At 73.4% G+C, this 18,243-nt stretch carries 18 protein-coding genes; 10 read left to right on the forward strand and 8 right to left on the reverse strand.

All coding sequences use genetic code 11. The features are described from left to right. Positions 1-5: 5 nt before the first annotated feature. Positions 6-998, reverse strand: coding sequence for an Acg family FMN-binding oxidoreductase (locus ACFWJB_RS08070; protein WP_385466387.1), 993 nt, complete (start codon positions 996-998; stop codon positions 6-8). 310 nt (positions 999-1,308) lie between these two features. Between ACFWJB_RS08070 and ACFWJB_RS08075 the strand changes: the two genes are divergently transcribed. Both ACFWJB_RS08075 and ACFWJB_RS08080 read left to right on the forward strand, forming a co-directional pair. Beyond that, entirely contained in the window at positions 1,309-2,661 is a 1,353-nt protein-coding gene (locus tag ACFWJB_RS08075) for a nicotinate phosphoribosyltransferase (RefSeq protein WP_386920998.1), read from the forward strand. An 87-nt stretch (positions 2,662-2,748) separates the two neighbouring features. Continuing rightward, positions 2,749-3,201, forward strand: coding sequence for a universal stress protein (locus ACFWJB_RS08080; RefSeq protein ID WP_385466340.1), 453 nt, complete (start codon positions 2,749-2,751; stop codon positions 3,199-3,201). A gap of 51 nt (positions 3,202-3,252) precedes the next feature. Here the strand turns inward: ACFWJB_RS08080 and ACFWJB_RS08085 are convergent, their stop codons facing one another. Then, positions 3,253-4,164: a pyridoxamine 5'-phosphate oxidase family protein gene (locus ACFWJB_RS08085; RefSeq protein WP_386921000.1), complete on the reverse strand. Its 912-nt coding sequence runs from the start codon at positions 4,162-4,164 to the stop codon at positions 3,253-3,255. A 357-nt stretch (positions 4,165-4,521) separates the two neighbouring features. Here ACFWJB_RS08085 and ACFWJB_RS08090 point away from each other — a divergent pair, with 357 nt between their 5' ends. The 4 genes from ACFWJB_RS08090 to ACFWJB_RS08105 are packed head-to-tail and all read left to right on the forward strand — an operon-like array spanning position 4,522 to position 7,786. After that, positions 4,522-5,031, forward strand: coding sequence for a hypothetical protein (locus tag ACFWJB_RS08090; RefSeq protein ID WP_386921002.1), 510 nt, complete (start codon positions 4,522-4,524; stop codon positions 5,029-5,031). Positions 5,032-5,057: 26 nt separating this feature from the next. Then, complete coding sequence (locus ACFWJB_RS08095) at positions 5,058-5,927, forward strand: universal stress protein (protein WP_386921004.1); 870 nt, start codon at positions 5,058-5,060, stop codon at positions 5,925-5,927. 46 nt (positions 5,928-5,973) lie between these two features. After that, positions 5,974-6,861 (forward strand): universal stress protein, encoded by an 888-nt coding sequence (locus ACFWJB_RS08100; protein WP_386921006.1) that lies wholly within the window; start codon positions 5,974-5,976, stop codon positions 6,859-6,861. Between the two features lie 37 nt (positions 6,862-6,898). Next, complete coding sequence (locus ACFWJB_RS08105) at positions 6,899-7,786, forward strand: universal stress protein (RefSeq protein WP_385466355.1); 888 nt, start codon at positions 6,899-6,901, stop codon at positions 7,784-7,786. A 63-nt stretch (positions 7,787-7,849) separates the two neighbouring features. Here the strand turns inward: ACFWJB_RS08105 and ACFWJB_RS08110 are convergent, their stop codons facing one another. From ACFWJB_RS08110 to ACFWJB_RS08130, 5 genes are all read right to left on the reverse strand, one after another. After that, positions 7,850-8,713, reverse strand: a complete 864-nt coding sequence (locus tag ACFWJB_RS08110) for a CBS domain-containing protein (protein ID WP_385466358.1) — start codon at positions 8,711-8,713, stop codon at positions 7,850-7,852. A gap of 132 nt (positions 8,714-8,845) precedes the next feature. Further along, entirely contained in the window at positions 8,846-9,268 is a 423-nt protein-coding gene (locus tag ACFWJB_RS08115; RefSeq protein WP_385466361.1) for a pyridoxamine 5'-phosphate oxidase family protein, read from the reverse strand. Between the two features lie 73 nt (positions 9,269-9,341). Beyond that, positions 9,342-10,412, reverse strand: a complete 1,071-nt coding sequence (locus ACFWJB_RS08120; protein WP_385466390.1) for a zinc-dependent alcohol dehydrogenase family protein — start codon at positions 10,410-10,412, stop codon at positions 9,342-9,344. A 235-nt stretch (positions 10,413-10,647) separates the two neighbouring features. Continuing rightward, the gene (locus ACFWJB_RS08125) at positions 10,648-12,378 is read right to left on the reverse strand and encodes a GAF domain-containing protein (RefSeq protein ID WP_385466364.1); all 1,731 of its coding nucleotides are present in this window, start codon (positions 12,376-12,378) and stop codon (positions 10,648-10,650) included. Positions 12,379-12,478: 100 nt separating this feature from the next. After that, complete coding sequence (locus ACFWJB_RS08130; RefSeq protein WP_386921008.1) at positions 12,479-13,171, reverse strand: response regulator; 693 nt, start codon at positions 13,169-13,171, stop codon at positions 12,479-12,481. Positions 13,172-13,344: 173 nt separating this feature from the next. On the opposite strand from ACFWJB_RS08130, the gene ACFWJB_RS08135 reads away from it, so the two are divergent. Further along, entirely contained in the window at positions 13,345-13,836 is a 492-nt protein-coding gene (locus ACFWJB_RS08135; protein ID WP_385466370.1) for a MarR family winged helix-turn-helix transcriptional regulator, read from the forward strand. Then, positions 13,833-14,279: a MarR family transcriptional regulator gene (locus ACFWJB_RS08140; protein WP_386921010.1), complete on the forward strand. Its 447-nt coding sequence runs from the start codon at positions 13,833-13,835 to the stop codon at positions 14,277-14,279. Before ACFWJB_RS08135 ends, ACFWJB_RS08140 begins: the two co-directional genes overlap by 4 nt. 235 nt (positions 14,280-14,514) lie before the next feature. Here ACFWJB_RS08140 and ACFWJB_RS08145 read toward each other — a convergent pair whose 3' ends face one another. Next, entirely contained in the window at positions 14,515-14,787 is a 273-nt protein-coding gene (locus ACFWJB_RS08145; protein WP_385466376.1) for a DUF4190 domain-containing protein, read from the reverse strand. Between the two features lie 421 nt (positions 14,788-15,208). Here ACFWJB_RS08145 and ACFWJB_RS08150 point away from each other — a divergent pair, with 421 nt between their 5' ends. Both ACFWJB_RS08150 and ACFWJB_RS08155 read left to right on the forward strand, forming a co-directional pair. Continuing rightward, positions 15,209-15,397 (forward strand): DUF6381 family protein, encoded by a 189-nt coding sequence (locus ACFWJB_RS08150; RefSeq protein WP_386921012.1) that lies wholly within the window; start codon positions 15,209-15,211, stop codon positions 15,395-15,397. A 114-nt stretch (positions 15,398-15,511) separates the two neighbouring features. Further along, positions 15,512-18,184 carry a LuxR C-terminal-related transcriptional regulator gene (locus ACFWJB_RS08155; protein WP_386921014.1) on the forward strand — a complete coding sequence of 891 codons (2,673 nt, stop codon included), beginning with the start codon at positions 15,512-15,514 and terminating at the stop codon, positions 18,182-18,184. The last annotated feature ends 59 nt before the right edge of the window (positions 18,185-18,243 follow it).

Below are 18,243 nucleotides of genomic sequence, written 5' to 3' on the forward strand. Positions count from 1 at the left end.
CCGCGTCAGGTGAACGCGAGTACGTCCCCCACCGGCCGGCGGGGTGTGGCCGGCCCCTTCGGCCCGTACCCCAGACGGAGCACCATCTGCACGTGACCGACACCCGAACCCGGATCGCGGGCCAGCAGGCGCAGCCCCCGGTCCTCCAGGGGGTGCGAGGTCAACGACGTGGACAGACCGGCCAGGGTGCCCTCCAGCAGGACGCGCTCCAGTGCCTGGCCGGCCCTCAGCCAGTCGGCGGGGCCGTCGCCGCGGGTACTGAGCAGGGCCAGGTGCGGAGTGCGCTCGAAGGCCGTACTGCCCCGGTCGGCCACCGGCCTGCGTCCGGAGAAGTCGCGCACCGGGGCCTTGCCGTCCTTCTTGCGCGGGCCGAAGGCGTACTCGGGGACGCCGTCGGTGGCCGTGTCCGCCTCGCTGCCCAGCCTCGTCCAACGCACCAGGTCCTCGTTGGTCTCCGGGTGCATCAGGTCGCGGCTCTCCGCGTCGTGGACCAGGTCGAGAACGGTGTCGGTGTGCCAGCGTCCGGGGAAGAGCAGGACCCCCTCCTCCCGGGCCGCCGCGTCCTCAAGAGCGAGCCGGACGCCCTCGGGGATGTCCTCCTCGGAGAACGGGTGGCGGCTGGTGCGGCGCTGCGGGACGGCCGGGTACAACCGCCACAGGTCCTTCTGCTGCGGAGCGTGCGTCGGATCGGCCAGACGCACGGCCGCCAGCAGGAGCGGGTCGTTCGGGTCGGGCAGCAGGCGGGTCCGCGGCACCAGAGAGGCGTGCACGGCGGAGACACGCAGGTTGAACAGGGCCGCGCCGCAGCCGATGTGCAGCGCCCGGTTCCCGGGGTCGGACCGCGGCATGCTCCGTTCCGGGTCGGCGCGCAGCAGCAGGAGGCGCTCGTCGGCCACGAAGCGGAAGCGCCACGGCTGGGCGTTGTGCATGGACGGGGCGGCGGTGGCGTCGGCGACCAGCCTGGTCACCGTGTTCGCGTCGAGTTCGGCCCGCGCCATGGGGTCCTCCTCGTGACCCGGCCGGTGAGGGTGGGTGCGCCGGGCGTCCGAGTGCTGCGTCAGGCCCGGGTACGTCTCGGGGTGTTCCATGACGTCCTCCAGGACTTCGCGCTTCCGGCCGGTGACGACGGGAGTCCCGGCCGGTGGGCGTGGCCGGCCCCCGTCGCACACCAGGATCCCGCCGCCGGGACGGCCGAGGCATGGGCCGAGCGGCCCGGTGCCGACGGCCGGCCGGCCCTTCCCGCCGGGCCGGGGGCGGGCGACGCTGGGAACCGATCCGGCGCACGCCGGACCGGGCGAGGTGAGCGTCATGTCGGATGTGACCACCACGGACCTGTACGAGGTGACGATGGCGCTGTCCTACCTCCACGAGGGCATGGACCGGCCCGCGACGTTCAGCCTCTTCGTGCGCGCCCTGCCGCCGGAACGCGGCTTCCTGGTGAGCGCAGGAGCCGAACCGGCCCTCGACCATCTGAGCGACTACCTCGTCACGCCCGCGGACGTGGAGGACTTCGCCGCCGCGCTCGGCCGCCCGCCCGCTGCCCTGGCCGCTCTGCGCGGCCTGAGGTTCACCGGCGAGGTCCGCGCGGTGCCGGAGGGACGGGTGGTCCTCGCTGGAGAGCCGCTGCTGGAGGTCACCGCGCCGATCGCGCAGGCCCAGCTCGTGGAGACCTTCCTCCTCAACCAGGTCTCGCACCAGACCGCCGTCGCGTCGAAGGCGGTGCGGTCCGTTCTGGCCGCGGCAGGGCGTCCGGTGGTCGACTTCTCCCTCCGCCGCACCCACGGGCCCGGCGCCGGTCTGCAGGCCGCCCGGCTGGGAGCCCTGACGGGCTTCGCGGGCACCAGCAACGTGGCGGCGGCGGTCCGCTGGGGGCTGCCCGCCTCGGGCACGATGGCGCACTCGTACGTCGAGGCGTTCCCGGACGAGGAGACCGCCTTCCGTGCCTTCGCCCGTTCCCACCCGGGTCCCGTCACCCTTCTGGTGGACACGTACGACACGGTGCGGGGTGCGCGCACGGCGGCCCGTGTGCTGCGCGACCTCGACCGGGGGCCGGGCTGTGCGGTACGGCTGGACAGCGGCGACCTGGGTGCCCTGGCCCGCCTGGTGCGCTCCGACCTGGACGCCGCCGGCCTGCCCGACGTGCGGATCGTCGTCAGCGGCGGTCTCGACGAGTACGCCGTGGACGCCCTGGTCCGCTCCGGGGCCCCCATCGACGTGTACGCGGTCGGCACCCGCGTGGGCACCGCGGCCGACGCCCCCTACCTCGACTCGGCCTACAAGCTGGTCGACTACGACGGCCGCCCGGTCCTGAAGCTGTCGTCCGCCAAGGAGACGCTGCCGGGACGCAAGCAGGTGTTCCGCCGTCCGGGGGGCGGCGATGTCATCGCCCTCCTGGAGGAGGCGGGGCCGGCCGGCTCGGAACAACTGCTGCGCACGGTGATGAGCGGTGGGCGCCGTCTCGACCCGCCGGACACGCTGCCGCAGGCGCACGCACGCCTGACGGCCGACCTGGCCGCGCTTCCCGCCGAGGCGCTGCGCGTCCGTGCTCCCGAGCCGTGCCGGGCCGTGGTGTCCGAAAAGCTGTCCGGACTGACCGCGGACCTGCGCGGGCGTCTCGAAAGCCCCGACGTGGTCGCCTCCGCCCGTGGCTCGTCCGGCTGACCGGCCGCGTGGCCGACCCGCCGGCTGGCGCGGCGGCACGGCACCGGGCAGCGTGGACACAGCGGACAACACTCATGCGAGGTGACCATGCAACCCTCTGAGGCGGTACCACGGGTGGTCGTGGGTGTGGACGGGTCTCCGTCCTCGTACGCGGCGCTGCGCTGGGCGGCCCGCTACGCGCGGACCGTCGGCGGCGTCGTGGAGGCGATCCACGTCTGGGACACCCCGTCCGCCACGGGCTTCACCGGGCCGGCCATCGACCCGGACTTCGACCTGGAGCAGGCACGTGAGCGGTTCGCGGAGGAGCTGGGCGCCGTCTTCCCGGAGGAGCGGCCGCCGGGACTGACGGAGGTACTCGTCGAAGGCGACCCCTCGGAGGCCCTGGTCCTCGCCTCGGAGGGAGCCGACATCCTCGTCGTGGGACGCCGGGGCCGGGGAGCCTTCGCCAGGGCGATGCTGGGATCCGTGGGCCAGCGCTGCGCCCAGCACGCGGCCTGTCCCGTCGTGATCGTCCGGCAGGAGCAGGATCCGGCGCACTGACCTCTCACTCGTTCGGTCTCACTCGGTCACGAGTTCATTCGGTCCACGGGCTCACGAGCCACCGGCCGGAACGATGCGCCGCCCGGTCACCCGCTCCATGTCGACGACCAGCCACATGGAACGCCCTCCCCCGGCCCAGGGCTCGGTGTGCGCCGCCTCGTCCAGCCCGCGCACCGTCTCGGGGTCCGTCACGGCCCGCCCCCTGCCCACGACCAGGACGCTCCAGCCCCGGCTCATCGCGTCGTCGATGTGGTCGACCTCGAAGGCCACCTCCTGGCCCACCGCCTCGGTGGCCGCCGAACCGGGAGCGGTGCGGAAGGCGATCGTCCCGTCCGTCACCTCGTAGTTGACGGGGAGCACCGCGGGGCCCTGCCGCGTGGTCAGCGCGAGCCGTCCCACGCCGTGCGTCGAGAGCAGGGTGCGGCACTCCTGCGCGTCGAGGTCCCGCAGCAGCGGGTCGCGCAGCGCCCGGCCCTGGCCGGTAGGGCGGTCAGCGCCGCCTCCCTGCAGCTCGGTGTACGTGGTGCCCAGCGCGTCGGCCAGCCGCACCAGTGAACCGAACCCAGGATCGGCCGTGTGCGTCTCCAGGTAGGCGAGGTACTGCGGAGCCATGCCGGCGCGGCGGGCCACCTCATCCAGGCCGAGGCCCTCGCGCCACCGGGCAGCGGCAAGACGCCGTCCGATGTCACCGGCCTGCCCGGTCCGCACCGCGGGCTCCGCCGGCTTCCCGTGAGACGCCTCCGGCAGCGCACCCCCGCCCGGTGCCGGTCCCTCCGGACCGCCGTGGTGCACATGTGCGTCCGGGCCCGGGAACACGAGCGTGACATCACCCGTGTCGGACCAGCGGACGTCGTACGGCGGCGTTCCGTCGTCGTGGTGCAGACCGACGATCTCCCCGTCCCGCCGGGCGACACCGTCGGCCGGACTTTCGACGATCAGCCGGTCGCCCAGGTGTGCGTACATGACCGTGCCCTCTCCGTCGACGGGTCTCTCGGTCCAGCGTCACGCGCCGGCGCCGCGTCCACCAGACGGCTGACGGTCCCTGCGGGCCCTGCCGAACGGCCCTTCTCGTCGCGGGCGGGCCCCGAAGGGCGGCGGGCGCCCCGGGGACGGAGCCGCCGCCCACCCCGTGCACCCGGGTTCATCAGGGCCTTCCGGCCCAGGTGGGTCGCGAGCGGTGCCCGAACGGCCCCTGCACTCCCGCTCCGGCCGGCGTCAGGCTGGAGACGGCAGCCGGAGGTGAGCACGATGCGTGGAGCCCGGACCGCTCGGCGGTCTCTGTGGCGTTGGCGCCGCAATCCGTTGCGCCGCCGTGAGGACGTGCTCGATGCCTGGTTCCTGGTGGTGATGTGGCTGGCGATCGCGGTGGCCGGTCCCGTGGCCGGAGTGCTCGGGGCCCAGGCCGGGGCGGACGAGGCCGCACAGCGGCGAGCGGACCGTCACGCGGTCACGGCCACGCTCGTCACGGACGCCACGGGAAGTGCTCCGGTCGGCGGGACGACGGGGGGCCGTGTCGACACCGCGGTGCGCTGGACGGCCTCCGACGGGACACAGCACTCGGGGAAGGCATCGGTCGACAAAGGGCTGAAGGCCGGTTCGCGGGTGACGGTGTGGACGGACCGGCAGGACCGTCCGGCCGCCGCGCCGCCCACCGCGGCCCAGGCCGGACTGGACGCCGCGTTCATGGGTGCCGCCTCGTCCTTCGCCGTCGTCGCGGCGGCGGCCACCGGGTACTGCGGAGCCCGGTTGGTGCTCGATCGGCGGCGCCTTGCCGCCTGGGAGAGCGAATGGCAGGAGATCGGTTCCCAGTGGGGGCGGGCAGCCAGCTGAAGCGGAACGTGCGGAGAGGAGACGCGATGAGCGGCTTCATGGTCGTCGGCACGGACGGTTCCACTCCGGCCCTCGACGCCGTCGCGTGGGCGGCCCGTGAGGCCGCGCTGCGCAGGATCGCGCTCCGGGTGGTGCACGCGCTGGCCAGGCCGGCGCGCCTTCCGCTGGACACCGCCCTGCCGAAGGCGGTCAGGGACCACTTCCGCCAGGGGGCGGACGCGGTGGTGGAGGAAGCGGTGCTCAGGGCCCGGACGACGGCACCCGGCGTCGACGTGTCGGGACTGGTCCGACCCGGAGAGGCGCTCGGCGTCCTGACCGCCGAGTCGCGGACCGCCGAGCTGATCGTCGTGGGACATCGCGGCCTGAACGGGTTCGCGGGACCGCTGACGGGGTCCACGGCGACCGGGCTGGCCGCCCACGCCCGGTGCCCGGTGCTGGTCGTCCGGGAACCGGAGGCGCCGGTCGGCCCGATCGTCCTGGGCCTGGACGGTTCGCCCGCGGGATCGGCGGCCCTGCGGTTCGCCTTCGAGGAGGCCGCGGCGCAGGGTGCCCACGTCGTGGCGCTGCACGCCTGGACGGCGTGGAACGCCCCCGTGCCGCCGCCGGCGGATCCGTCCGAGCCCTACGCGTACGGGCCCGGTGTGCTGGCCGCAGAGGAGGAGCGGCTCCTGGCAGAGACCCTGGCTGGCACGAGTGACCTGTATCCCGACATCAAGGTGGAACGCAGGACCGTGCACGGCCCGACGCGTCCGGCACTGATCGAGGCGAGCCGCACGGCCCGCCTCACGGTGGTCGGCGCCCGGGGTCGCGGGGGCTTCACCGGGCTGCTGCTCGGTTCGGTCAGCCAGGCCGTCCTCCATCACGCACACAGCCCTGTGGCAGTCGTACGGGGATGACCCTCCCGGCACGGCCGGGCGAACCCTCTGGAGTGAGGTGCCGACCATGAGCACCGGTACGAGTCCCGCCCCGATCGTCGTCGGCGTCGATCCAGATCCGGACGAGCGCATGGCACTCGCCTGGGCCGCCGACGAGGCCCGGCTACGGGGACGTCCCCTGACCATGGTGTACGCGCAGGGTGAACCGGTCCCCGGATACCGGCCCGAGGGCGGCCGTCCTTCGTGGGAGCAGTGGTCGGAGGAACTGCACGTCACGGGCGACGACGTGCTCAGGACGGCGCTCGCCTTCGTCGAGGACCGCCTGCCCGCCACGGAGATCTCCGTCGTGCTGGCCGAGGGGCGTCCGGCATGGGTGCTGGCCGAGCAGTCGCGGCACGCCGAACTGGTGGTGATCGGTTCCCGGCACCTGACCGGAACGGGGGATCCCGCTCCCTCCGCCGCGGTCGCGCTGCCCCTGACCGCCCGCGCCGGCTGCCCGGTCGTCGTCCTGCGTGAGCCTTCGGACCACGCCACCCGACAGCCGCCGTACCTCGTGGTCGGTGTCGACGGCAGCCCTCATTCGGCGGCCGCCGTCGACTTCGCCTTCGAGGAGGCGGGACTGCACGGCGCGAACCTGCGTGCCCTGTACGTGTGGCACACCCCCCTGCTCGGGGTCCTGGACGAGCACGCGGCGCTCGAGGAATGCCGTCGGGTCCTCGCCGAGACGGTGGCGGGGCGCGCCGCCGCCCATCCGGAGGTGGAGCTGCACCACGAGGTCGTCAAGGGACACCCGGTGCAGGTACTGGCCGAGGCATCGGCCCACGCCCTCGGCCTGGTCGTGGGCACCCGTGGGCACGGCGGCTTCCGCGGCATGCTGCTGGGCTCCGTGAGTCAGGGCGTTCTGCACCACGCACGCTGTTCCGTGATCACGGTGCCCCACCGGCGGGACCGGTGAGCGTGCGGGCGGCCACCATGGAGGAAGGGGCACGATCATGACGCCGACGCCGTCGGTGGTGGTGGGAGTCGACGGCTCCCCGTCGAGCCGGCAAGCGGTCAGGACAGCGGCACACGAGGCCGGACTCCGGGGTGCGGAGCTCCAGTTGGTGCACGCCTTCGGCTGGACCGTCCCGCACGTGCCTCCGGGCGGCCCGCCCTGGAACCCCGGCGGGACAGGGGTCCGCGAGCTGGTGGACGGCACCCTGGCCGAGGCCGAGGAACTGGCGCGCCGAGTGGCTCCGCAGGTCACGGTGGCCCGCCAGGTCAGTGTGGGCGAGCCGTTGATGGTGCTGGAGATCGCGTCGCGCACGGCATCCCTGGTGGTGGTCGGCCACCGCGGACTGAGTACCTTCGGCAGCCTTCTGCTCGGCTCGACCGCCGGACACCTGGCGGCCCACGGCCGCTGCCCGGTCCTCGTCGTCCGGGGCCGGGACGACCCGGCGGGTCCCGTGCTGCTGGCCGTCGACGAAGCACCCGCCTCCGAGGGCGCGGTGCGCTTCGCGTTCGCCGAGGCGTCCATGCGCCACGCCGATCTGCTGGCGGTGCACGTGAGCAGGGAGGGCCACACGGACGCCTACGACGAGCCTGCCGACCCGCCGTTCGTGACGCGCGGACAGAGAGAGCCGCGCGTTCACGCCGAGCACGTGATCGACGCCGCGCTGGCCGGGTTCGCCGACCGGTATCCGGAGGTGTCCGTGCGTCGTCTGCCGGTCGTGGGCCCCGTGCGCCGTGCCCTCATCGACGCGAGCGCGGAGGCCCAGCTGCTGGTGGTCGGCGCGCGGGGCCGGGGCGGTTTCACGGGCCTGCTCCTGGGCTCGGTCAGCCAGGCCCTGCTGCACCACGCGCACTGTCCCCTCGTCGTCGCACGGCAACGGCACGAGTGAGTGGGGTGAGCCCGGCTGCGGCCCGTCGGGGTCCGGGCGTCCCTGGGACACCGGTGCCGCCCGTCAGATTTCGGTGAGCAGGTCCTCCACCTCGTTGACGTCGGCGATGCGCTCCACGGCACCGGTCAGGGCGGCGATGCGCTCCGACTTCAGCGCACCGGTGAGGGTGACCGTGCCGTTGCGTACCCGCACTCTCACCTGTGCGGCGGGAATGCCGAGCTCACGCAGGACGCGGGCGACGATCTCGTCGTGGATGGCCGTGTCGTCCCGCACGAGGGCGTGCAGCAGTTCGTTGCGGCTGACGACGCCGATCAGCCGGTCGTGGTGATCGGTGACGAAGATCTGCCGGACACGGGAGCGGGCGGCCCGCCGCGCGGCCTCGACCACGGTGGTCCACGGCCTGACGGTGACCGCCGGCGCCGTCATGAGCGCGGCGGCCGTCGCGGCCTCGTCGCCGCGGACGTGACCGGGGAACAGCAGGGCGTGCAGCCCCCGGTCCTTCTCCGCCCCGGCGAAGGCCGCGGCGCGGGCGAGCAGATCGGACTCCGCCACCACGCCGACGACGTGCCGCTCGTCGTCGGTCACCGGCACGGCGCCCACCTGCCGCCGCGCCATCGTGCGCGCGATGTCCAGGTACGGGGTGTCGACCGTGACCGTCGGCACGGCGGAGGACCGCTTCATGATGTCGGACACCTGGAGGCCGACGTCCGGGGTCGGCCGTTGCGCGACGTGAGGTCCGCCCGCGTCCGGGCCGCCCTCCGGTGACGGCTCCTCGGCGGTGGTCCCGGACGAGTGGGACGCCATGGCCTGCAGGTAGCGCACCATGAAGTCCTGCCGGTGCCGCGGGGCCGGCCGCACGGCGGACGGTACGGCACGGCGCGCCGGCGTCGGCGTCCGACCGGCTTCTCCGGTCTCCGGGTCCGTCATGGCAGCCTCCCTCGCCGCACGCTTTCCGTCCCCGGTTCCACCGTCCCTCCGGCGCCGGCCCCGGTACAGGGCCGCCCGGGCCCTGTACCCGGCCGACCAGCCCTCGTGCCGGGGGAGCCGTCGGGAGCGGGATCATTCCGCGGGGTACCGGCCGACGAGTTCCCGGCCGGTGACGAGTTCCGGTTCGATGCGCACGAAGACCTCGACGGGCCAGGCGACCCAGGAGAGGAGGCCGGTGCGCACGAGGCGTTCGTGTTCGGTGCGGTCGGTCACCACGGACGCGGGTCCGGTGACGACGACGCTCCAGCCCGAGCGGGACGCCACGTCGACCTCGTCGGCCTCGAAGGCGACCACGGCTCCGTCGATGGCACGTACCAGCTCCGAGGCCGCCGACGTGCGCAGCAGCACGGCGCCGTCCGGGTCCAGGAGGTAGTTGACCGGGAGAACCGCCGGGAGGGCGTCGCGCGTGTGGACGATACGGCCCAGGGCCGCCCGCGCCAGCCGCTGCCGGCACTCCTCCAGATCCAGTTCGCGGAATCCGTCGTTGCGGTACATGAGCCTGTCGTCCTTCAGGCGTCCGAAGGCGGCCCTCCGCCCTCCGGTCCAACGGCGGCCGGGGGCGGCGGCCTCAGCCCGCGTCCGCGGTGACCACGTCCCGTCGGGGCCCGCCCAGCACGACCTTGAGCGCCCCGGTGTCGGCGGCACGTGAGAAGACGTCGTACGCCTCCTCCATGCGGTCGAGCGGGAAGGTGTGCGTCATCAGCTGGGTGAGGGGCAGCCGGCCGGCCGTGGCCATGCGCAGCAGCGTGGGTGTGGAGTGGGTGTCGACGAGACCTGTCGTGATGGTGACGTTCTTGATCCACAGGTCTTCCAGGTGCAGTGTCACCGGCTTGCCGTGCACGCCGATGTTGGCGACGTGTCCTCCGGGGCGCACCATGCGCGTGCACGTCTCGAAGGTCTCCGGCACCCCGACCGCCTCCACGACGACGTCCGCGCCGAGGCCGTCGGTGAGATCCTCGACCAGTTGCTCGGGACCCTCCCGGGCGTCGGCCACGACCTCCGCGCCGAGCTTCCTGGCGGCCTCCAGCCGGGACGCCGCCACGTCCACGGCGATGACACGCTCGGGTGCGAACAGGCGGGCGGTGGCGATGGCGGCCAGTCCGATGGGACCGGCGCCCACCACGACGACCGTGTCTCCGGGGCGTACGCGTCCCTTGAGCACCCCCACCTCGTAGGCCGTCGGGAAGATGTCGGCGAGCATCACGGCGTCCTCGTTGGTCACCGCGCCGGGCAGGGGGTGCACGGAGAGATCGGCGTGCGGGACGCGGACATACTCCGCCTGCGCCCCGTCGATCAGGTGCCCGAGGATCCAGCCGCCGCCTCCCCGGCACTGACCGTACGCGCCCTCCCTGCAGTACCGGCACCTGCCGCAGGCGGTGATGCAGGACACCAGCACCCGGTCCCCCGGACGTACGGTACGTACGTCGCCGCCCACTTCGACGATCTCGCCGACCGCCTCGTGTCCGAGGACGGTGCCCGGGCGGACCTCGGGGACATCACCCTTGAGGATGTGCAGGTCGGTCCCGCAGATCGTGACGGCGTCGACTCTGACGACCGCGTCCGTGGGCTCGTCGATCTCCGGGTCGGGTACTTCTTCCCAGGCGGAGCTCCCAGGGCCGTGGAACACGTAACCCTTCATCTCGTTGCTCACCCTCTCGCGGCTGTCCGGAGGTGTTCGGGAAGCGCCGCCGGCCCGCCTTGGCGCTGATCCGCGCAGGCCGGCACGGTGGCGGATGTCCACGGATTCCAGCCTGTCGGGAGCGACGACGGCGCGCTTGGGCCGGTTGGCCCCTCAAGGGGCCCGACCTCCTCGGCGAGGCCGGTCCGCCGGGGTCGCGGAAGAGGCCGGCCGGCCCCCGCCCCTCACCGTTCCGTCACCGCTCCGACCGGCCTACCGGCACCCACCAGACCAGGCGGGTGCCTCCGCCCTCCCGGCTGCCGAGTTCGAGGTCCCCGCCCAGCGTCCGCGCGCGTTCCCGCATGTTGCGCAGGCCGCTGCGGCGTCCTCCGGGCGCGAGGCCGACTCCGTCGTCACTGACCACGACCCGCACGAGCTTGCCGTCGGTCTCGAGCACCACGTCGGCACGTTCGGCGCGTGCGTGGCGGGCTACATTGGTGAGCGACTCGGAGAGCACCGCCATGATGTGGTCCGCGGTCTCCTTGGACACGTACGTGTCGAGCAGACCCTCCATGCGGACACCGGGCGCGAAGCCCAGGAGCGGCGCGGCCTCACCGACCGCCCGCACCACCCGCGCGCGCAGGCCGGGAGTCGTGCCGTCGTCGCGGGAACGCAGGCCGAAGATCGTCGATCTAATGATCTTGATGGTCTCGTCCAGATCGCCCACGGCACGCAGTACGCGTTCCTTGGCCGTCCCGTGCTCGATGAACCGGCCGGCGCTCTGCAGGGTCATCGCCGTGGCGAACAGGCGCTGGATCGCGAGGTCGTGGAGATCGCGGGCGATCCGGTCGCGGTCCTCCAGCAGGGCGATCTGCTCGACGTCGCGACGACGGTCCGCCAGCTCCATCGCGACGGCCGCCTGAGCGGCGAAGACCTGCAACGACTCCGTCTCCTGTGCGCTGAACTCCTCGCTGCCGGTCCCCCGGGCCAGCAGGACCACGCCCCGCACGTCTCCGCCCGAGCCGATGGGAACGGTGACCGCTGGGCCGAGGCCGTCGAAGCGCCGTGGTCCGGCCGAGATGCGTCTGTCCCGGGACACGTCCGGGCTGCTCACCGGCATGCCGCAGGCGAAGGCCTGGCCGACCAGGCTGCCCTCGACGGGCAGGACCATCCCCCGCAGTACCTCGGCCCCGGTCCCGATGGCCAGTTCGACCGTCAGCGAGTCGGTGCCGCGTACCGGAATGGCCACCATGCCCAGCGCCGCGGCGGTGATCTCCCGGCTCCGCTCGGCGATCAGTCCCAGCACGTCGCCCTGGTCGGCGCCGGACATCAGCGTGTGCGTGATCTCGGCGTTCACCTGGAGCCACCGCTCGCGCAGCCGGGACTCCTCGTACAGCCGCGCGTTGTCGATCGCCACACCGGCCGCCACGGCCAGCGTCGACAGCACGGACTCGTCGTCCTCGTCGAACTGCAGTCCGTCGCGCTTCTCGGTCAGGTACAGGTTGCCGAAGACCTGGCCGCGCACCCGGATGGGCACTCCCAGGAAGGTGTTCATGGGCGGGTGATGGGCCGGGAATCCGTACGACGCCGCATGCTCGGACAGCTTCACCAGCCGCAGTGGCTCGGGATTCCGGATCAGCTCGCCGAGAATGCCGTGCCCCTCCGGGAAGTGGCCGATGTCCGCCATCTGCTCCTCGTCGACGCCCACGGTGTGGAAGGCGGACAGCCGCTGCCCGTCGGGGCCGATCACGCCGAGTGCGGCGTACTCGGCGTCGACCAGGCTCGCCGCGGCCTCGACGATGGTGCGCAGCACCTGTTCGAGCTCCAGGTCCCGCCCGACGGAGAGCACCGCCTCCAGGAGACTGTGCACACGGTCCCGCGTGCCACGGGCGGCGTCCAGGCGGGCCTGGAGCTCCCCCAGCAGCTCGTCCAGCCTCAGCTGGGGCAGCCGCACCCGCGCTTCACGGGCTTGTTCCGAGCTTCCCACCGCTCCGCCTCCGTGGCCCTGGAGTCCCGACCGTTCCCGCTCTCCTGCCACGGTAACGGCTCAGGGCGAAGGTGGATGTCCGGCTCCGGCCGGTCCTCGGTCAGTGGGTTGTGGACCGCATGCCGCTCTGGGCCTGAGTGGCGATGACGGCGGCCTGGATGCGGCGCTCCACGCCCAGTTTGGCGAGCAGGCGGGAGATGTGGTTCTTCACCGTCTTCTCGGCCAGGTAGAGCCTCTGGCCGATCTCGCGGTTGGTGAGTCCCTCCCCGATCAGGGCGAGGATCTCCCGCTCCCGCTCGGTGAGTCCGGGCAGGGCGTCCGGCTCCCGCTCGGGCTCGTTGCCTCCCCGCAACCGGGCCATCAGTTTGGCCGTGGCGGTGGGGTCGAGCAGCGACTGGCCGCGGGCCACCGTACGCACGGCCGAGACGAGGTCCGATCCCCCGATCTGTTTCAGCACGTACCCCGAGGCCCCTGCCATGATCGAGTCGAGCAGCGCCTCCTCGTCGTCGAACGACGTCAGCATGAGACAGGCCAGGTCCGGCAGTCGCGAACGCAGCTCGCGGCACACGGTCACCCCGTCGCCGTCCGGCAGGCGGACGTCCAGCACCGCCACGTCCGGCCGCAGAGCGGGTATCCGCACGAGAGCCTGTTCGACGGTGGCTCCCTCTCCGACCACGGTGATGTCCGGTTCGTCGTCCAGGAGGTCGTGCACTCCGCGCCGGACCACCTCGTGGTCGTCCAGCAGGAAGACCCTGGTCGAGGTCGTCCCGCCGGCTCGCTCGCTGTCCACCATCGGCTCTCCTCGGCGTGAGTACGGACGCGAGTACCAGTCTGGCTCGCATCCGGATTCCGCGACCAGGGCCGGTCGGCCCTGTACGCCCCGCTCCCACGTGCTGGAGGGAGCCGTCTGCCGACGGGACAACGTAATTAGTAGCCATGGCTATAGTGTCCATGTACTCTATTGCCATGAGCGAGGGTTCACCGGGGCCCACCCCCGGCTTTCTGGTCTGGCGGCTCGCCAACAAGTGGCGCGTCGCGGTCGATCGCGCGCTGGCCCCACTGGGTCTCACGCACGCGCAGTACTCGGTGGTCGCGTCACTGCACGGCATGCAGCGCACCGGTGAGAGGCCCAGTCAGCGCCGGCTCGCCGACCACACCGGCCTGGAGGCCCTGTACGTCTCCAAGCTGGCGCGGGCCCTGGAGTCGGCCGGCCTGATCGAGCGCGCCCGCGATCCCCGCGATCCGCGCGCCGTGCAGCTCGCCCTCACCGAGGAGGGGCAGGTCGTCACGCGGCGGGCCGTCGAGGTGGTCCAGGAGTTGCTCCAGCAGCTTCTGGAGCCGCTCGGCGGCCTCGGGTCCGCACGGACGCGCGCGTTCACCGACGAGCTGAGAACCCTGCTCGACGCACCTCTCGCACCTTCCGCACCGAACGACGAGAGCACTCAGGGGACACCATGACCACCTCCGCTTCGACCGCCGCCGACGCCCGCTCCCTGGCCCTGGCCCACTACGCCGCCCGGGGCGTCCTGGAGCATGTCCTGGCCCGGCACGGCATCACGTTCCAGCAGCAGATCACCCTGCGCGCCGCCCTCACCGCCGACGCCCCGCGGACACCGGACGATCTCGTCGCCGGGGTCCGCGACTCACTCAAGGCCGATCCGGCCGCCATCCGCGCCACCCTCGACGAACTGCTGGCCAAGCAGCTCCTCGTCGCCGACGGCACACACCTGCTCCCCACGGACGCGGGGCGTGAACTGACGGCCGCCGTCGGCGCCGAGACCGCCCCCGTCAGCGCCCGCATCTGGGGCGGTATACCGGCCGAGGACCTGGCGGCAGCCGGTCGCGTCCTCGCCCTGGTCAAGGAGCGCGCCGACGCGGAACTCGCCGCGCCTACCGCCTGACCGGGCCGCGGGGCGGGAGGGTGGCTGTGAAGGGCGGTCGCCTCCGCGGCGTAGAGCACTGCGGGGCTTCAGCCGAACGATCGTCCCCGCAGGTATGAGATGAGGCCCGGGGTCACAGTTCCCTTCACAGCCACACCTGCGACAACACTCACGGCCGCGCCTGCATTCCCGCACACAGCGCCGCCCGCCCCGGCCACCGAAGCGGCGCGGGGCGGGCGCGGCGGGAGGGCGCGGGTCAGCCGACCTGCCACGTGAAGCTGCCGCCGTTGTTCGCCGCGACGGCGAACATCACGATCATGAGGACGATGTCGACCACACCGAGCCCGATGGCCCACTTGGCCATCGTGGAACCGGTCTGCCGCAGGGCCACGGCACCGAAGATGATGGCCAGCGGACCGAGGACGATCGGCAGGGCGAACAGGCCGACGATGCCGCAGACCAGTCCCGCGATCGCCAGGCCGCTCGTCCGGCTCGTGTTGTGCGCGCTCGTTCGGCTGTAGGACGACATCGGTATCTCCCAAACTGTCGCGGTTGGCTTCTTTTATGCCTTCGGTTCCTTTCGGATTGCCCGTCCCTGCCGGGTCATGCCTCCCAACTTCCTTGACCCGGCGAAAAGTTGTCCGGCAGCCCGCCGCCTACGGACACGGCACCCGTGGCACGGCACAGGATTGGCCACTCCCAGCGCGGGCGGGGGTCCGCGTCTCAAGGAGGGTGCCGCTGTGCCGGGCCGGTTGCGCGGCTCAGCGTGCCGCGGGGAGCCTCAGCGCGGAACCGGTGGACGGCGTGGTGGAGTGGACGCCAGCGGCCGCCCCGGGCTGCGCGTGCGACGTCACCGGCGCACCCTGGGAGGTACGGCGCCCGGGGCGTACCGCTGCGCGGCACCCCGACCGCGCTCGTCCTGGAGTTTCCCACTCACGAGGTGACCGACCATGAGCTCCGACGAAACGCGCGAACGGCTCCGGCTGATGCGGGAGAAGGCCAGGAACCTGGCCGCCGCCGCGGAGCGGGCCGGCGATCCGCAGCAGCGTGCCCGTCTTCGCGAGGAGTCGCGCTCGCTGGAGTCCCGTTGCGAGCAGGAGAGCGGCATGCGCAGCGGGGACATCTACCCCACGGAGTAGACACCGCCCCCGGCGGCGTGGGCCGGTGCGGCGCGCGCCGGGAAGGGAGTGCTGGGAAGATGGAGGCAGGGCGCCACCCGTGACGTGGCGAGGGCGGACGGGGTGGTGGACACCGTGGCCGAAGCCGATGACAACTCCGGAGGAACAGGTTCCCCGTACGCCGGTCCCCCGGGCGATCCGTTCCTGCGTACCCGGTTCGCCGTGCCCGCGCGGCCGGCCACGTTCCTGCGCCGGCAGCGGCTCGTCGAGCATCTCGACCGGGCGCTCACCACACCGCTGACCCTGGTCAACGGCGCGGCCGGGGCGGGCAAGACCCTGCTCACGGCCGACTGGGCCTCCGGACTGCGCGAACCGGTCGCCTGGCTCACCGTCGAGGCGGGAGACCGACGGCCCGGGGTCTTCTGGGCCTACGTCTTCGAGTCCCTGCACGCCTGCGGGGCACGGGCGGCCGGCGTGGTCGGAGCCCCCGCGGACCCGGGCGGGGTGGGGCGCGGGCTGCTGGCCTCGCTCGCCGCCGAGCTGGACTCCCGTGACCGTCCCGTGGTCCTGGTGCTGGACGAGTACGACCGGATGACCTCCCCCGAGGTCGCCGAGGAGCTGGAGTTCGTACTGCACCACGCCGGACGGGGACTGCGTCTCGTCCTCGTCACCCGCACCGAACCGCTGCTTCCGCTGCACCGCTACCGGGCCGCCGGAGAGCTGACGGAGATCCGCGGCGCCGAGCTGTCGTTCACTCCCGAGGAGGCCGGCGTCCTGCTGGGGCGACACGGCCTGCACCTCCCGGCACACGCCGCGTCCGCCCTGGTGGAGCGCACCCGGGGCTGGGCCGCCGGGCTGCGCCTGTCCGCGCTTGCGGCCCGGGAGACCACCGACCCCGAGCGGTATCTGAAGGAGTTCGAGGCGGGCCACAGCACGGTCGCGGACTTCCTGCTGGCCGAGGTCCTGAAGGGCAGGACGGAGGAGACGCAGGACCTGCTGCTGCGGGTCAGCATCCTGGACCGTTTCTGTCCCGACTTGGCCGACGCCCTGACCCTGCGGACCGACGCCGAACCCCTCCTCGCTGGGCTGCACCGGGAGAACGCGTTCATCGAGCGGCTCGGGCACGCCTGGTACCGGCTGCACCCGCTCTTCCGGGAGATCCTCCGGGCCCATCTGCGCGAACGCATGCCGGGCGCCGAACCGGAATTGCACCGGCGGGCCGCGCGGTGGCTGCGCGGTGCCGGCTTCCTCCCGGAGACGCTCGCGCACGGCGCCGCCGGCGGCGACTGGGACCTCGCCGCCGGCGCGCTCGTCGACGACCTCGCGATCGGCCAGCTCTTCACGGGCCTGCACGCGAACGGCCTGACGCAGCTCTTCGCCGGCATGGGGTCCGGGGCCGGGAGCCCGGCGAGCGACCTCGTGCGGGCGGCCGGCGCGCTGTCCCGGCGCGACCTCGACCAGGGGCTGACGCGGCTGCGGCGCGCGGAGGAGCGGTTGTCCGACAGCGCACCCGGCCAGGGACCGGCCCGGCTGAGCTGCACGCTGCTCGAGGCGCTCGCCGCGCGGCTGACCGGATGTCCGCCACGGGCCGAGCAGGCCTGCGCGGTCGCCGAGGAGCTGCTGCGGGAACTGCCGGCGGAACTGCTGGACAGGCACCCGGAGCTGACCGCGCTGCTGATGACGCATGTGGGCTCGACGCGTCTCTGGGAAGGGCGTTTCGACGACGCGCGCGCCGTCCTCACGAGGGTGGCCGGAACCCCGGGCGGGGCGGCCACGGTCCTGCCCCGTACGGATTCCGTGGGACACCTGGCGCTGCTCGACTACCTGAACGGCTGGCTCGGCCGCGCGGAACGCAGGGCCCTGGCCGCGGTGTCGGAGGGAGAGCGGGCGGGTCTGCCCCGGCCTCCCGGAGCGGGCCTCGGCCGGCTGGTCCTGGCCGCGGTGGCCGTGGACCGCCATGAACTGGACCGGGCCCGGGCCCTGCTCGACGAGACGGCCCGGCTCCCGGCGCGGGAGCACGATCCGGTGCCGACCGCGGGGCGGGCCCTCGTCACGTCGCGCCTGCTTCTCGACAGCGGCGACGTGGGCTCGGCCGTCGGGGCCGCGGAGCCCGTGGTTGCCGCGGCCGTGGCATCGCCCTGGGCCGAGAGCCACGCGGCGCTCGTCGTCTCCGCCGCCCTTCTGGCCGAAGGACGGCCGGACGAGGCCGTCCGGACGCTCCACGGCGTCTCCGGCGACCAGCCGGTGTGCGCGGTGGAGGCCGCGGCGATCCGGAGCGCCGCGGGACACACCCGGGATGCCGTCGACCTGCTCGACACCGTTCGCGCCGAGGGACGCGCCGGCCCCGTGGTGAGCGTGGGGGCGGCACTGGTGAGGGCCCGGGCAGCCCTGGAGTCGGGGAACGCGGCCGCCGCCCGCGGGCTCGTCGCACGGGCGCTGCTCGACGCCCGGCGCGAGCGGCTGCGGCGACCCTTCCTCAAGGCAGGAGACTGGATCGGGCCGCTGCTGGCCACGGCCCCGTCGCGCGACCTGGCCGCGGGCTGGCTCGTCACCGGCCCACCGCGGCGGCGGGGTGATCGACCACGGCCCGAGCCGGGCCACGAGCCCCTGGTGGCGGTGGAACTGAGCGCACGCGAGCGTGACGTCCTGCGGCGGCTGGCCCGCATGATGTCGACGGAGGAGATCGCCGACGATCTGTGCGTGTCGGCCAACACGGTGAAGACCCACCTCAAGAGCGCGTACCGCAAACTGGCGGTGAACCGGCGCAACGAGGCGGTGCACCGGGCTCGCGACCTCGGCCTGCTGTGACAACGCGCCCGGGCGGTGGCCCTCCCCCGTGGAGGGTGAGGCACCCGGCGCCCGCGTCG

It is taken from the genome of Streptomyces sp. NPDC127100 (assembly GCF_042724095.1).
Classification (GTDB): domain Bacteria; phylum Actinomycetota; class Actinomycetes; order Streptomycetales; family Streptomycetaceae; genus Streptomyces.

Coding starts and splice junctions, on each gene's coding strand:
- ACFWJB_RS08070 (WP_385466387.1), bottom strand. CDS start 998: ATGGCGCGGGCCGAACTCGACGCGAACACGGTGACCAGGCTGGTCGCC.
- ACFWJB_RS08075 (WP_386920998.1), top strand. CDS start 1,309: ATGTCGGATGTGACCACCACGGACCTGTACGAGGTGACGATGGCGCTG.
- ACFWJB_RS08080 (WP_385466340.1), top strand. CDS start 2,749: ATGCAACCCTCTGAGGCGGTACCACGGGTGGTCGTGGGTGTGGACGGG.
- ACFWJB_RS08085 (WP_386921000.1), bottom strand. CDS start 4,164: ATGTACGCACACCTGGGCGACCGGCTGATCGTCGAAAGTCCGGCCGAC.
- ACFWJB_RS08095 (WP_386921004.1), top strand. CDS start 5,058: ATGAGCGGCTTCATGGTCGTCGGCACGGACGGTTCCACTCCGGCCCTC.
- ACFWJB_RS08100 (WP_386921006.1), top strand. CDS start 5,974: ATGAGCACCGGTACGAGTCCCGCCCCGATCGTCGTCGGCGTCGATCCA.
- ACFWJB_RS08105 (WP_385466355.1), top strand. CDS start 6,899: ATGACGCCGACGCCGTCGGTGGTGGTGGGAGTCGACGGCTCCCCGTCG.
- ACFWJB_RS08110 (WP_385466358.1), bottom strand. CDS start 8,713: ATGACGGACCCGGAGACCGGAGAAGCCGGTCGGACGCCGACGCCGGCG.
- ACFWJB_RS08115 (WP_385466361.1), bottom strand. CDS start 9,268: ATGTACCGCAACGACGGATTCCGCGAACTGGATCTGGAGGAGTGCCGG.
- ACFWJB_RS08120 (WP_385466390.1), bottom strand. CDS start 10,412: ATGAAGGGTTACGTGTTCCACGGCCCTGGGAGCTCCGCCTGGGAAGAA.
- ACFWJB_RS08130 (WP_386921008.1), bottom strand. CDS start 13,171: ATGGTGGACAGCGAGCGAGCCGGCGGGACGACCTCGACCAGGGTCTTC.
- ACFWJB_RS08135 (WP_385466370.1), top strand. CDS start 13,345: ATGAGCGAGGGTTCACCGGGGCCCACCCCCGGCTTTCTGGTCTGGCGG.
- ACFWJB_RS08140 (WP_386921010.1), top strand. CDS start 13,833: ATGACCACCTCCGCTTCGACCGCCGCCGACGCCCGCTCCCTGGCCCTG.
- ACFWJB_RS08145 (WP_385466376.1), bottom strand. CDS start 14,787: ATGTCGTCCTACAGCCGAACGAGCGCGCACAACACGAGCCGGACGAGC.
- ACFWJB_RS08150 (WP_386921012.1), top strand. CDS start 15,209: ATGAGCTCCGACGAAACGCGCGAACGGCTCCGGCTGATGCGGGAGAAG.